The sequence below is a fragment of the Micromonospora sp. NPDC000668 genome, from assembly GCF_042897975.1.
Classification (GTDB): domain Bacteria; phylum Actinomycetota; class Actinomycetes; order Mycobacteriales; family Micromonosporaceae; genus Micromonospora.
The window spans coordinates 58,764-71,697 of sequence record NZ_JBIAYP010000008.1 but is presented as its reverse complement, the minus strand read 5'-3'; the positions used below and the strand labels follow the sequence as shown (position 1 = coordinate 71,697).

General features: G+C 72.9%; 13 protein-coding genes. 6 read left to right on the top strand and 7 right to left on the bottom strand.

Features of this window, described 5'->3' with window-relative positions:
* Positions 1-115: 115 nt before the first annotated feature.
* A complete protein-coding gene (locus ACFY29_RS32185) occupies positions 116-1,918 on the top strand; it encodes an acyl-CoA dehydrogenase (RefSeq protein ID WP_386992132.1) in 1,803 nt (600 codons plus the stop codon).
* 12 nt (positions 1,919-1,930) lie between these two features.
* Here the strand turns inward: ACFY29_RS32185 and ACFY29_RS32180 are convergent, their stop codons facing one another.
* Positions 1,931-2,107, bottom strand: coding sequence for a hypothetical protein (locus tag ACFY29_RS32180; RefSeq protein ID WP_328417494.1), 177 nt, complete (start codon positions 2,105-2,107; stop codon positions 1,931-1,933).
* Positions 2,108-2,257: 150 nt separating this feature from the next.
* Positions 2,258-2,977, bottom strand: coding sequence for a spermidine synthase (locus tag ACFY29_RS32175; RefSeq protein WP_355602710.1), 720 nt, complete (start codon positions 2,975-2,977; stop codon positions 2,258-2,260).
* 127 nt (positions 2,978-3,104) lie between these two features.
* On the opposite strand from ACFY29_RS32175, the gene eccB reads away from it, so the two are divergent.
* Positions 3,105-4,490, top strand: coding sequence for a type VII secretion protein EccB (gene eccB / locus ACFY29_RS32170; protein ID WP_386992129.1), 1,386 nt, complete (start codon positions 3,105-3,107; stop codon positions 4,488-4,490).
* A 34-nt stretch (positions 4,491-4,524) separates the two neighbouring features.
* Here the strand turns inward: eccB and ACFY29_RS32165 are convergent, their stop codons facing one another.
* The 5 genes from ACFY29_RS32165 to ACFY29_RS32145 form a co-directional block, all read right to left on the bottom strand.
* Entirely contained in the window at positions 4,525-5,130 is a 606-nt protein-coding gene (locus ACFY29_RS32165; protein ID WP_328417489.1) for a class I SAM-dependent methyltransferase, read from the bottom strand.
* 55 nt (positions 5,131-5,185) lie between these two features.
* Positions 5,186-5,800, bottom strand: coding sequence for a methyltransferase domain-containing protein (locus tag ACFY29_RS32160; RefSeq protein WP_328417488.1), 615 nt, complete (start codon positions 5,798-5,800; stop codon positions 5,186-5,188).
* Between the two features lie 109 nt (positions 5,801-5,909).
* Positions 5,910-6,776 (bottom strand): carbohydrate ABC transporter permease, encoded by an 867-nt coding sequence (locus ACFY29_RS32155; RefSeq protein ID WP_328417487.1) that lies wholly within the window; start codon positions 6,774-6,776, stop codon positions 5,910-5,912.
* Positions 6,776-7,735 carry a carbohydrate ABC transporter permease gene (locus tag ACFY29_RS32150; protein WP_386992126.1) on the bottom strand — a complete coding sequence of 320 codons (960 nt, stop codon included), beginning with the start codon at positions 7,733-7,735 and terminating at the stop codon, positions 6,776-6,778. Before ACFY29_RS32150 ends, ACFY29_RS32155 begins: the two co-directional genes overlap by 1 nt.
* Entirely contained in the window at positions 7,732-9,126 is a 1,395-nt protein-coding gene (locus ACFY29_RS32145; RefSeq protein ID WP_386992124.1) for an ABC transporter substrate-binding protein, read from the bottom strand. The genes ACFY29_RS32150 and ACFY29_RS32145 overlap by 4 nt, the downstream gene beginning before the upstream one ends.
* A 116-nt stretch (positions 9,127-9,242) precedes the next feature.
* Between ACFY29_RS32145 and ACFY29_RS32140 the strand changes: the two genes are divergently transcribed.
* From ACFY29_RS32140 to ACFY29_RS32125, 4 genes are read left to right on the top strand one after another with little or no spacing between them, the layout of a single operon-like run.
* Positions 9,243-10,283: a zinc-binding dehydrogenase gene (locus ACFY29_RS32140; protein ID WP_386992122.1), complete on the top strand. Its 1,041-nt coding sequence runs from the start codon at positions 9,243-9,245 to the stop codon at positions 10,281-10,283.
* Positions 10,280-11,101 (top strand): TIM barrel protein, encoded by an 822-nt coding sequence (locus ACFY29_RS32135; protein WP_386992120.1) that lies wholly within the window; start codon positions 10,280-10,282, stop codon positions 11,099-11,101. The genes ACFY29_RS32140 and ACFY29_RS32135 overlap by 4 nt, the downstream gene beginning before the upstream one ends.
* Entirely contained in the window at positions 11,098-12,453 is a 1,356-nt protein-coding gene (locus tag ACFY29_RS32130; RefSeq protein ID WP_386992118.1) for a hypothetical protein, read from the top strand. The genes ACFY29_RS32135 and ACFY29_RS32130 overlap by 4 nt, the downstream gene beginning before the upstream one ends.
* A 56-nt stretch (positions 12,454-12,509) precedes the next feature.
* Positions 12,510-12,908, top strand: coding sequence for an NUDIX domain-containing protein (locus tag ACFY29_RS32125; protein ID WP_386992116.1), 399 nt, complete (start codon positions 12,510-12,512; stop codon positions 12,906-12,908).
* Positions 12,909-12,934 lie beyond the last annotated feature (26 nt).

Sequence of the window (12,934 nt, the reverse complement as noted above, 5' to 3'; positions counted from 1 at the left end):
GTTGCCCGGCCCGTCGGTGCCGGTGGTGTCCATCCGGCCGATCCGCCAGGATGGGCACGGGTGCCGCCGGGCAGCGCCCCGGACCGACCCACCCCCGTGCCCGATGAGGAGTGCCGTGCCGTCCACCCTGCTCTCCCGCCGCGACCTGGACTTCCTGCTGCACGACTGGCTGCAGGTGTCCAAGCTTGTCGAGCGCCCCCGGTACGCCGAGCACTCCCGGGACACCTTCGACGATGCCCTGGATCTCGCCGAGCGGGTGGCCACCGAGCAGTTCGCCCCGCACAACCGCGCCGCCGACCTCGCCGAGCCCACCTTCGACGGGCAGCGAGTGCGGCTGATCCCGCAGGTCCGGGCGGCGCTGGAGAGCTTCGCCGAGACCGGTCTGCTCACGGCCGGGCTGGACGCCTCGGTCGGCGGCCTGCAGCTGCCGCACGCTGTCGCGGCCGCCTGCTTCACCTGGTTCCAGGCCGCCAACGTCTCCACCTCGGCGTACCCGTTCCTCACCCTGGGCAACGCCAACCTGCTGCTGGCGCACGGCAGCGCGGAGCAGGTCGACACGTACGTGCGGCCCATGCTGGAGGGCCGGTTCTTCGGCACCATGTGCCTGTCCGAGCCGCACGCCGGCAGCTCGCTGGCCGACATCACCACTCGCGCCGAACCACAGCCGGACGGTACGTACCGGCTCTTCGGCACCAAGATGTGGATCTCCGGCGGCGATCACGAACTGGCCGAGAACATCGTCCACCTGGTGCTGGCGCGGATCCCCGGCGGGCCGCCCGGGGTGAAGGGGATCTCGCTGTTCATCGTGCCAAAGGTGCTGGTCGGGCCGGACGGGTCGCTCGGCGACCGCAACGACGTGGTGCTGGTCGGGCTCAACCACAAGATGGGCTTCCGGGGCACCACCAACACCCTGCTCAGCTTCGGCGACGGCGGGCACACCCCGGCCGGCCGTCCCGGCGCGGTCGGTCACCTGGTCGGCCCGCCGCACCAGGGACTGGCCCAGATGTTCCACATGATGAACGAGGCCCGGATCGGGGTGGGGGCCGGCGCCACCGCGCTGGGCTACACCGGCTACCTCAAGAGCCTGGCGTACGCCCGGGAGCGGTCGCAGGGCCGGCCGGTCGGCGGTAAGGACCCGGCCGCGCCGCAGGTGCCGATCATCGACCACCCCGACGTACGGCGGATGCTGCTGGCGCAGAAGAGCTACGTGGAGGGAGCGCTGGCCCTGGTGCTCTACTGCGCGCGGCTGCTCGACGAGGAGAAGACCGCCCCCGCCGAGGCCGATCGCGGGCGGGCGCACCTGCTGCTGGACGTGCTCACCCCGATCACCAAGAGCTGGCCCTCGCAGTGGTGCCTGACCGCGAACGATCTGGCGATCCAGGTGCTCGGCGGGGCCGGTTACACCCGCGATCACGACGTGGAGCAGCACTACCGGGACAACCGGCTCAACCCGATCCACGAGGGCACCCACGGCATTCAGGCGCTGGACCTGCTGGGGCGCAAGGTGACCATGCACGACGGCGCCGGCCTGGTCCTGCTGACCGGGACGATCCGCGACACCGTCGACCGGGCCCGACAGGTCGGCGGCGAGGCCGCCGAGCTGGCCGACCGGCTGGCGGGCGCGGTGGGCCGGGTCGTCGCGGTCACCCGCCGACTCTGGGCCGACGGTGACCCGGTGCTCGCGCTGGCCAACGCCAGCGTCTACCTGGAGGCGGTCGGGCACGTCGTGATCGCGTGGATGTGGCTGGAGCAGGTGCTGGCCCTGCCACCGGAGGGGTCCGGCGACGCGTTCCACGCCGGAAAGCGGCAGGCCGCCCGCTACTTCTTCACGGTCGAGCTGCCGCGTACCGGCCCGCAGCTGGACCTTCTGGACAGCCGGGACCGGACCACGCTGGAGATGCGCGCGGACTGGTTCTGAGCGGGCCCGGCCTCACCGCCGCCGGCCCTGGTGACTCATCGCCTGCCGTCCCTTCATGACGCCCAGCACGATCACCACGACCAGCGCGATCAGGCCGATGATGATGAGCCAGCGGACCGCCTCGAGGATCAGCCCGAGCAGGATCAGCACGCCGGCGACCACGCCGACGACCCAGAGCATGGCACGCATCTCGACCTCCCGTGACCGGCCGCGCCCATGCGGCGACCCCCGCGCCACGTTCCCCATCCGGCCGACACCATGCCCGCCCAGCACGAGGAGCCGAGCCCAGCGTGCGGTGCGGGCGGGCCGGTTCAGCGTGCGGTGTGCGCGGGGCCGGTTTCAGCCCGCGGTGCGGGCGACGTACACGGTGTTGGCGGACTGACCACCGGTCAGCGGGTTGGCGAACGGCACGACGTGCGCCCGCGCGGTCGCGAACACCTCGGTGAGCGCTGCGGTGAACTCGGCGTCCGGCGGGTCGTCCGACCAGAGCGCGAAGACGCCCTCGGGGCGTAGCAGGGCGGACAGCCGGCGCAGCCCGGCCGGCTCGTAGAAGGCGGCGTGGCTGGGGTGCAGGACGTTGCGCGGGGAATGGTCGACGTCGAGCAGGACAGCGTCGAACCGCCGCCCGGGCGCCTCGGCGTCGAATCCGGCGTCGCCGGCCACCGCCGCGAAGAAGTCGGCCCGCACGAACCGGGTACGCGGGTCCTCGGCGAGCCCCGCCGCGAACGGCAGCAGCCCGCGCTGGTGCCAGTCGATCACGTCCTCGATCGCCTCGACCACCAGCAGTGAACGCACCCTCGGGTCATCCAGCGCCGCGCAGGCGGTGTAGCCCAGCCCGAGGCCGCCGACCACCACGTCGAGCGTGTCACCGGCCAGTTCGGCCAGGCCCAGCCGGGCCAGCTCGATCTCCGCGACGGGGAAGAGGCTGGACATGAGGAACTCGTCGTCGAGCTTGACCTCGTACACCTCGACCTGGAGCGCCGGGTCCCGGCGCCGGCGCAGGCTGATCGCGCCGATCGGGGTCTCCCGCCAGGCCAGCTCCTCGAAACGCGCGCCCACGGGTGCCCTCTCGCCGCCAGATTCGTCCCCGGATGGTACCGGTCGGCACGGTCACCGCCACGCAGGGTCCACGGGACATCGACGCAACGCATATCCTGTGGCCGGCCGATCCACCGGGAGGGACCCCATGCCGTCGCGGCAGGACCAGCTGCACTCCTACCAGTTCAGCGTTCAGCGGGCGGTCGCCGCCCTGGTGATGCGGGAGACCGACCCGGCCCAGTCGCCGTTCCGGCGGTTGGCCGGCGCCGGCCTGGCCAGCGTCCTGGTCGCGGCGATCGGGCTGGGCGGCTTCGCGCTCTACGGCCTGTTCGCCGGGGGCGGCAGCGGCTGGCGCGACGCGGGCGCCGTGATCGTGGAGAAGGAGTCCGGCGCCCGGTTCGTCTACCGCGAGCAGAAGCTGCACCCGGTGCTCAACTACGCCTCGGCGCTGCTGATCGTCGGCGCGGACCGATCGAAGACCGTGCTGGTCTCCCGGCGCTCGATCGACGGCGTGCCGCGCGGGCTGCCGCTGGGCATCGCCGACGCGCCGGACTCGCTGCCCGCCCCGGGTCGGTTGGCCACCGGAGCGTGGACGGTCTGCTCGACGATCCCGGCCGGCGCGGGCGACGACGCGCCCCGCTCCGCGCTGCTGATCGGCACCGAGCCCGCCGGCGGCCGGCCGCTGGGCGACGACGCGCTGCTGCTGCGCGGCCCCGACGGCGGTCTGCACCTCGTCTGGCATCAGCGGCGCTACCTGATCCGCGATCCCAGCCGGGTGCTGGCGGCGCTGGCCACCACCCGGGCCCGGGCGGTGCCGGTGGCGCCCGCCCTGCTCAACTCGCTACCCGCCGGCCTCGACCTGGCCCCGCTCGCCCTGCCCGGCCTGGGCGGGCCCGCCACTCGGGTGCCGGGTGCCACGATCGGCCAGGTCTACCTGGTGAGCAACTCCGGCGGCGGCCGGCAGTACGCCGTGGCGCTCGACGCGGGGCTTGCCGGAATCACCGAGTTGCAGGCCGGGCTGTTGCTGGCCAGCACCAGCCAGGACGAGCCGGAGCCGATGACGCTGGGCCGGTTCGCCGCACTGCCCACGGTGCCCGATCTCGCCCCGAGCGGTCCGACCGCCCCGCCGCCAGCCCCGCCCCGGCTGGCGGCCGGGGACGACGCGGCGCTCTGCACCCGGGTCAGCGGCGACGACGGCGCCAGCGAGGTGCGGTGGGGCGTACCGCTGCCGGACCTGGCCGCCGTGCCGCGCACCGTGCCGGCCGGCGGCACCGTGCTGGCCGATCACGTGGTGGTGGAGCCGGGCCGGGGCGCGGTGATCGAGGCCGCCGCGGCGCCCGGCGCGTCCGGCGGCGCGGTCTCCGTGGTCACCGACCTGGGCCGGCGGTACGTGCTGGCCGACCGGGACGTGCTCCCGATGCTCGGCTACCGCGACGTGCGCCCACTGCGGCTGCCGGCCGGCCTGGTCAGCCTGGTGCCGGCCGGTGCGACCCTCGACCCGGCCGCCGCGCGGGCCGTCGCCGCCCCCGTCTGACGGTCGGGCGACGTGGTGGGAGCCGGGTCGGGCGTCAGGCGGCCGGGCGGCGCAGGATGGTGACCGCGAAGGCCGCGTCGTCGCGCCACGGGCGCAGGTCCCAGGTGGCGAAGCGGTGCTCCAGGCGCAGCCCGGCGGCGACCGCGTCGGCGTCGAAGGCGGTCAGCGGGTAACCGCGCTCGGTGCCGAAGCCCACCGCCAGCACGCCGTCCGGGCGCAGGTGCGCGGCGAGCCGGCGCAGCACCTCCGGCTCGGTGCCGGGCGCTACGAAAGCGAGTACGTTGCCGGCCAGCACCGCCGCGTCGAACGGCTCGGCCTCGCCGGCCGCCGGCAGGTCCAACTCGGCCAGGTCGGCGACCAGCCACAGCGGGCCGGGGTGGTCGGTGCGGGCGGCGACCACCAGCGCCGGGTCGGCGTCCACCCCGACCACGGTGTGCCCGCGCTGGGCCAGCGCGGCGCCGACCCGGCCGGTGCCGCAGCCGGCGTCGAGGATCCGCGAGCCGGGCGGGACCAGCGTGTCCACCAGCCGGGCCTCACCGGCCAGGTCCGCTCCCTCAGCCGCGAGCTTCCGGAACCGGTCGATGTACCACTGCGAGTGCTCGGGGCCGGTGTCGGTCGCCCAGCGGGTCGGGTTGGCCATGTGGCCACCGTAACCGGGCCTGCGGGGACGCGGCGGGCGACCCGGGGAGCAGGGGTCAGGGCACCCGGGCCACGGTGATGAACTCGTTGTAGGTGAAGACCCGCCCCAGCGCCCGGGGGAACGGGAAGGAGAACTGCCGGGTGACGGTCAGGCCCAGCTCCCGGCAGATCTGCGCCGCCTCGTCGAAGCCGACGAACCGGACGTGCGAGGCGTCGCTGGCGTACCCGCGCTCCTGTGGGGTGATGAACACGGTGGTCCCGCCGGAGCGCACGTATGGCAGGTAGGAGGAGACGACCTCCCGCGCCTGCTCGGCGGGCAGGTGCTCCAGGAGGTGCGCGGCGAGCAGCGAGTCGAACGCGCCCGGACGGGCGTGCGGGCCGCCGAAGAACTCCTCGACCGTGTACGCCTCGAAGCCGGCCGCCCGGGTGTGCTCCACCGAGGCGGGGTTGTGGTCCACCCCGACGCCGTTGCCGTCCAGGTTGGCGAGGTTACGGCCGAGGCCGGAGCCGACGTCGAGGGTGTGCCCCAGCCGTAGCCGGCGCAGGTTCCACCGGTAGGGCGCCTGCACGTCGAGGAGCCGCTTCCAGCGGGCACCCCCGAGTCGTTGCAGCCGTTCGGTGTAGTCCTCGCCGGCCGTATCGGTCGGCCGGCTTGGCTCGCTCTGCCTCATCGCGGCCCCCTCGGCTTCGCGCTTACGGACTTGCCGATGGTACGGATGCCGGGCGCGAGAAACCAGAGCCATCGGCCGGCATGTTTAGCGGCCGATGACGCCGGTTGGCTCAGCCCTTCTCCGCGCCGCTGGTCAGCCCCTCGGTGAGCAGCCGCTCGCTGGCGAAGAAGAGGATCACGATGGGCAGGGTGAGGACGACCGACCCGGCCATCAACACCGTCTTGGGCACCTCCACCCCGTCGGAGAGCAGGGACAGCCCCAGCGACACCGTCCACCGGTCGGGCTTGTCGACCAGGAACAGCAGGGCGAAGAGGAACTCGTTCCAGGCGATCATGAAGTCGTAGAGCGCGACCGCCATGATCGACGGCATGGCGAGGGGCAGGCTGACCCGGCGGATGATGCCGAGCCGACCGGCGCCGTCGATGGCGGCGGACTCCTCCAGACTGACCGGGATGGTCTCGAAGTAGTTCTTCAGCATGTAGACCGAGACCGGCAGCGTCTGCGAGATGTAGACCAGCACCAGGCCGAACAGTGAGCCGCGCAGCCCGGCCCGGGTGAAGACCACGAACAGCGGGATCGCGATGACGATCGACGGGAACAGGTAGACGGCCAGGAACAGGAAGTCCACCTGCCGCCGGCCGAAGAACCGCAGACGGGCCACCGCGTACGCCCCGGGGATCGCCACGACCAGGGTGAGCAGGGTCGCCGCCACGGCGACCAGACCGCTGTTGCGGATGAAGGTGAGGAACCCCTGGCCGCCGTCGTCGGTGGCCTTGAGCACCTCGGCGTACGTGGCCACGGTCAGCTCGCCGAAGCCGACGATCAGCGAGCCGGGGTCGAGCAGCAGCCGCTCGATGGGGCGCACCGAGAGCACCAGCATGTAGTAGAAGGGGAAGACGGTGACCACCAGGAACACGGCGATCACCAGGCGGCGCAGCCAGCGCAGGCTCACTGTCTCGACCACGTCGCGGTCCATCAGCCCACCCTCCGTCCGAAGAAGCGCAGATAGATCAGCACGAACACGATGAGCACCACAGCCAGCACGACCGCCTGCGCGGCGGCGGCGCCGATGTCGGTCCGGGCGGTGAGGAACTCGTACACCCGCACGCTGACCACCTCGGTGCCCGCCGCGCCGCCGGTGAGCAGGTAGACGTCGTCGAACTTGTTGAACGTCATGATGAAGCGCAGCACGCCGAGCAGGGCGATCACCGGCAGCAGTTGCGGCAGCAGGATGTGCCGGAAGCGTTGGGTGGGGGTGGCGCCGTCGACCCGGGCGGCCTCCTCCAACTCGCCGGGCACCGCCTGTAGCCGGGCCAGCAGGAACAGGAATGCGAACGGGAAGTACCGCCACGCCTCGAACACGACGACCGTGGCCAGCGCGGTCGACTCCTGGGACAGGAACGGCACCGGGGCGTCCCAGCCGAGCCACCGTTGGCCCCAGGCGTTGACGATGCCGAGCTGCGGATCGAGCATCACCTGCCAGACGAACGTCACCGCGACCACCGGTGCCACGTACGGCAGCAGCATGGATGCCCGGACCAGGGTGCGGCCACGGAACGGCCGGCGGACCACCAGTGCGGCGACCAGGCCGAGCAGGATCGACCCGACGGTGCCGCCGAGGCTGTAGAGCAGGGTGATCCACAGCGTGTCGGCGAAGCCGGGGGTGTGCAGCACCCGGTCGACGTTGTCCATGGTGAACTCGCCGAACAGCCCGGTCTTGCGCAGCGTGGCGAGCCGGACCCGCTGGAAGGCGAGCACCACGGTCCAGACGATCGGGATGCCGATGACCGCGATGGTGACGAGCAGGGTCGGGGCGACCAGCGCGAGCCCGGCGCGGGACTCGCGGCGGCGCAGGGTCAGTGGTCGGCGGCGGCGGACCGGCACCGGCCGCTCCCGGGTGGGGGAGCGGCCGGTGCCGGGCGCGGTGGTGGTCAATTCACGCCTGCTTTGATCGCCTCGACGTCCTTCTTGGCCCGACCGGCGGCGGCCGCCGCGTCGGACTTGCCGGAGATGACGTCGTTCAACGCCTTGGGCACCGGCAACTCGCCGAGCATGGCGCCGACCAGCTTTCCCTGCCCCTGGGTGAGACCCCAGCGCTGGAAGGTGTCCGGGCTGCGGCGCAGCGTGGCGAGCACCTCCTCGCCGTACACGTCGGCAAGGGGCTTCTTCACGTCCACGCCGGCCTGGCTGGTGTTCCAGCCGGTGAGGTACGCCTCGGGCTCGGCCTGGGTGCCCTTGCGCACCGGGAAGCGGCCCTCGGGGGACATGCCGAACCAGCGCGGGTAGCCGTCGCTGAGCATGTACTCCACGAAGGACTTCGCCGGGTCGGTCGCCGCGCCGTCCAGCACCGCCCACGAGCTGATCTCGCCGTACTGGGCCGGTTCGGTGCCGTTCGGGCCCTTGATCGCGGTGACGAACCCGCTGTTCTTCGCGAGGAACGCCGGGTCGGCCTGGCACTGCGGGCAGGTCGGCTTGGCGTCGTTGCGCAGCCCGGCCAGCTCGTCGAGGATGAATGGCGACCAGACCACCATGGCGGCCTTGCCGGCGAAGTAGGTGGCGCGGGTGGTGTCCACGTCCTGGGCGCCCTTCACCGAGCTGTTCCGGATCAGGTCGCCGTAGAAGCGGAACGCTTCGACGCACTGTGGTGAGTCCAGGGCGACCGCGCCGGAGTTGTCGGTGAGTTGACAGCCGTTGGCCAGCGCCAGGTGCTCGAAGGTCTGCTGGGTGAACACGTCGCTGGGGGCGGTCGCCGCGGTGATCCCGGCGACGCCGCCGGTGTTCAGCTTCGCCGCGGCGGTGGTGATCCGTTCGTACGTGTCGGGGGTGGGCAGGTTGGCGGCGGCGAACAGGTCCTTGCGGTAGACGAGCAGTTGGCCCCACCCGTCGCTGGGCACCGAGAGCTGCTTGCCGTCGTCCGAGGTGAGCTCCAACGCTCGCGGCGAGAAGGTCTGCCGGCCCAGCTTGTCGACGACCTCCGCGTTCGCCGAGGCGTGCAGCAGCTCGTTGCCGGCGAGCGTACGGATGCCGGCCAGGGAGACCGAGCCGACCACGTCGGGCAGGTCGCCGGCGGCGGCATTGGCGGAGATCAGTGAGGGGAACTGGTCCTCGTTGACGGTGACGAGCTCAACCTCGACTCCGGTCTTCGCGGTGAAGTCGGCGATGATCGCCTTGGTGGCGGTGACCCGGTCGGCCACGTCCTCCAGGCTCCACACGGTGATCTTCTTGCTGCTGCTGTCCGACTCGTTATCGCCGCAGGCCAGCAGGGTGGACGCGGTAAGTGTCAGGATCAAGGTGGTGGCGAGTATCCGCCTCGGAGGTGCTGACATCGGTGGCACTCCTCTCGAAGGGTACATGCCGGATTCAACGCCTTCGATTGATTAATGGCAAGACATATAGCGATTTTTTGCCTATCCTGGAACCCAGTGCTACCGGGATGTGACTCATGGGCAACTGGGTTGTCTCTCTCGCCGGGCCTCGACGGATCAGCCTCGAGCCCTGCCCACCGGATCAGCTCGGCCCCGGCCAGGTTCGGGTCCGCACCTGCTACTCCGGCATCTCGGCCGGCACCGAGCTGACCCTCTACCGGGGCAGCAATCCACGGCTCAGCAAGGACTGGGACGACGCCGCCCGGATGTTCGTACCCCGGCAGACCCCGGTGCCCTACCCGCTGATCGGCTTCGGCTACGAGGAGGTCGGCGAGATCGTCGAGGTGGCCCCGGAGGTCACCGACCGGCACCCGGGCCAGTTGGTGTGGGGCATCTGGGGGCACCGCGCCGAGGCCGTGCTGGCCGCCGAGGTGGTCCACCCGTTGCCCGCCGGCCTGGACCCGCTCGCCGCCGTCTTCGCCCGGCCCGGCGCCATCGCGCTGACCGCCGTGCTCGCCGCCGACCTGCACCTCGGCGACTGGGTCGGTGTCTTCGGGCAGGGCGTCATCGGGCTGCTCGCCACCCGGCTCGCGGTGCTCTCCGGCGCCCGGGTCGTGGCGGTCGACCGGATGCCCGACCGGCTGGAGCACGCCGCCCGCTACGGTGCCCGGTCCGCAGTGGACGCCGGCGCCGAATCCGCCGCCGCCGTGCTGCGCCGGGCCACCGGCGGCCGGGGCGCGGACGTCTGCCTGGAGCTGTCCGGGGCGTACCCGGCGCTGCACGAGGCGATCCGGTCCACCGCACACGCCGGCCGCGTCGTGGCCGCCGGTTTCTACCAGGGCCAGGCCGACGGCCTCGGCCTCGGCGAGGAGTTCCACCACAACCGCATCCAGTTGGTGGCCGCCCAGGTCTCCGGACCCACCCCCGCGCCGAGCATGGCCGGCCGGTGGACCGGCGACCGGGTGGCGCAGACCTTCATGGAACTGGTGGCTGAGCGCAGCGTCGACCCGTTGCCGCTGGTCAGCCACATCGTCGACGCCAGCGCGGTCGCCGACGCCCTCGCGCTGCTCGACCGCGGCGCCGGTGACGTCCTTCAAGTGGTGTTGAGGTTCTCATGACCACCATTGCGCTGGCCTGCCAGGAACAGCTCCTGCCGGGCACCGACCTGATCCAGAAGTACGCCCTCGCCACCGCCCTCGGCTATCAGGGCATCGAGCTGCGCGGGCGCGGCGACCTCGCGTTCGCCCGCCGGCTGCCCGAACTGCGCCGGGCCCGCGCCGCCGGGGTGGTGATGCCCACCGTCTGCGTCGAGATGGACCACTTCATCGGCGACTTCGACCCGGCCCGGTCCGCCGACGCGGTGCGCAACCTGCGCTCCCAGTTGTCGGTGATCGCCGAGCTGGGCGGCGTCGGGGCGATGACCCCGGCGGCCTGGGGGATGTTCTCCCGGCGGCTGCCGCCGTTCGAACCGCCGCGTCAGCCGACCGGCGACCGGCAGGTGCTCCTCGACGCCCTCGGCGAGCTGGGCGAGCATGCCCGGGCCGAGGGGGTCAGCCTCTTCCTGGAACCCCTCAACCGGTACGAGGACCACATGGTCAACCGGCTCGACGAGGCGGTCGCGCTCTGCGCGGCGGTCGGGCTGCCCTCGGTCCGGGTGGTCGCCGACACCTTCCACATGAACATCGAGGAGGACGACATGCCCCGGGCGCTGCGTTCCGCCGCGCCGTACCTCGGGCACGTGCAGGTCAGCGACTCCAACCGGTACCAGCCGGGTGCCGGGCACCTGGACTGGCCGGCGCTGGTGCGGACCCTGCTGGAGCTGGACTACCGGGGCTGGTTGGCGCTGGAGTGTCGGCTGCGTGGCGACCCGGTCCGCGCCCTCCAGCAGGCCGCCACGGTGCTGCGGCACGCGCTGCCGCGACGGGCCGCGGCATGACCGCCGTTCCGACCCGCACCGGCGGTCCGGCCGATCTCGCCGGGCTGCGCCGGCTCGCGGTCGCCACGCTCGACGCCAACTGGGAGCACGACCACACGGTGCCGTCGCGCACGCTCTACCCACACCAGTGGAGCTGGGACTCCGCGTTCATCGCCGTCGGGCTGGCCCAGGTCCGTCCCGAGCGGGCCTGGCGTGAGCTGGCGAGCCTGTTCCGGGCGCAGTGGGCCGACGGACGGGTGCCGCACATCGTGTTCAACCCGGCGATGCGGGTCGGCGCGTACTTCCCGGGGCCGGAGCTGTGGCGCTCGGCGAGCGCCGAGGGCGCGCCGGCCGTCGACACCTCGGGCCTGGTCCAGCCGCCGGTGCACGCCCTCGCCGCCTGGCTGGCGTACCGGCGGGCGCCCGATCCGGCCGGCCTGGCCGCGCTGCGTCGGCTCTATCCCGCGCTGGTCGCCCAGCAGCGCTACCTGGCCGACCGGCGGGACCTGACCGGCGACGGGCTGGTGTGCATCGTGCACCCGTGGGAGTCCGGTCTGGACAACAGCCCAGCCTGGGACGAGCCGATGGCCGCCGTGCCGGCCGAGGCGGCGGTGATGCGCGCGTACCGCCGGCACGACACCGCGCACGCCGACGCCGCGCACCGCCCCACGGACCTGGACTACGCGCGCTACCTGGCGATCGTCGCCGCCTACCGGGACCGGGGCTACCGCGACCGGGACCTGGCCGACGGGCACCCGTTCCTGGTGGAGTGCCCGCTGTTCAACGCGGCGTTCGGGGCGGCCGAACACGCGCTGGCCCGGATCGCCGTGCTGGTCGGCGCCGACCCGGGGCCACACCGGGCCCGCGCCGCGCGGATCACCGAGGCCGTGGTGCGCCGGCTGTACGACCCGGCCACCGGTACGTTCGCCCCCCGTGACCTGCGCACAGACCGGCTCATCCCGGCCCGTACCGTGCTCGGGCTGGCACCGCTGATCCTGCCCGACCTGCCGACCCGGCAGGCCGACGCGCTGGTCGTCGAGGCGCGGTCGGCGCGTTTCGGGGTGGCTCGGCGGATGGACCGACCGCTGCCCAGCTACGACCGGACCGCGCCGGACTTCGAGCCGCTGCGTTACTGGCGCGGGCCGAGCTGGCTGAACGTCGGGTGGCTGGTACGGCGCGGACTGCTCGCGCACGGGCATCCCGAGCTGGCCGCCGGGCTGCGCCAGTCGATGATCGGGCTGGTCGCCGGGGCCGGCTGCCACGAGTACTTCCATCCGGACACCGGTGCCGGGCTGGGCTCGCCGGCATTCAGCTGGACCGCTGCGCTGCTGCTCGACCTGCTGACCGAGGAGCCCGCGCCCGACGCGGTGTGACCCGCTCCGGCTGGTGCCGGTGATAGCGTGCCCGTCCCAGCGGCGGGAGGGGTGGCGTGTCCGAGATCGACAAGGTGGCCTGGATCCTCATCGAGGACGGGCTGGTGCTGAGCACCCGGTCCCGGGGCAAGGACGTGTGGTACCTGCCGGGTGGCAAGCGCGAGCCGGGGGAGACCGACCTGGACACCCTGCGCCGGGAGGTCGAGGAGGAGCTGAGCGTCACGGTCGACGTGGGCGGTGCGGCGCACCTGGGCACGTTCAGCGCCCAGGCACACGGCCACGCGGCCGGCACCACCGTGCGGATGACCTGCTATCGGGCGGGATACGAGGGGCAGTTGCGGCCGGCCAACGAGATTGCCGAGACCGCCTGGCTCGGGTACGCCGACCGGCACCGCACCTCGCCGGTCGACCACCTCATCTTCGACCACCTGCGGGCCGTGGGCCTGCTGCGCTGACCGCGTCGCCGTTTGCCGCGACCGCG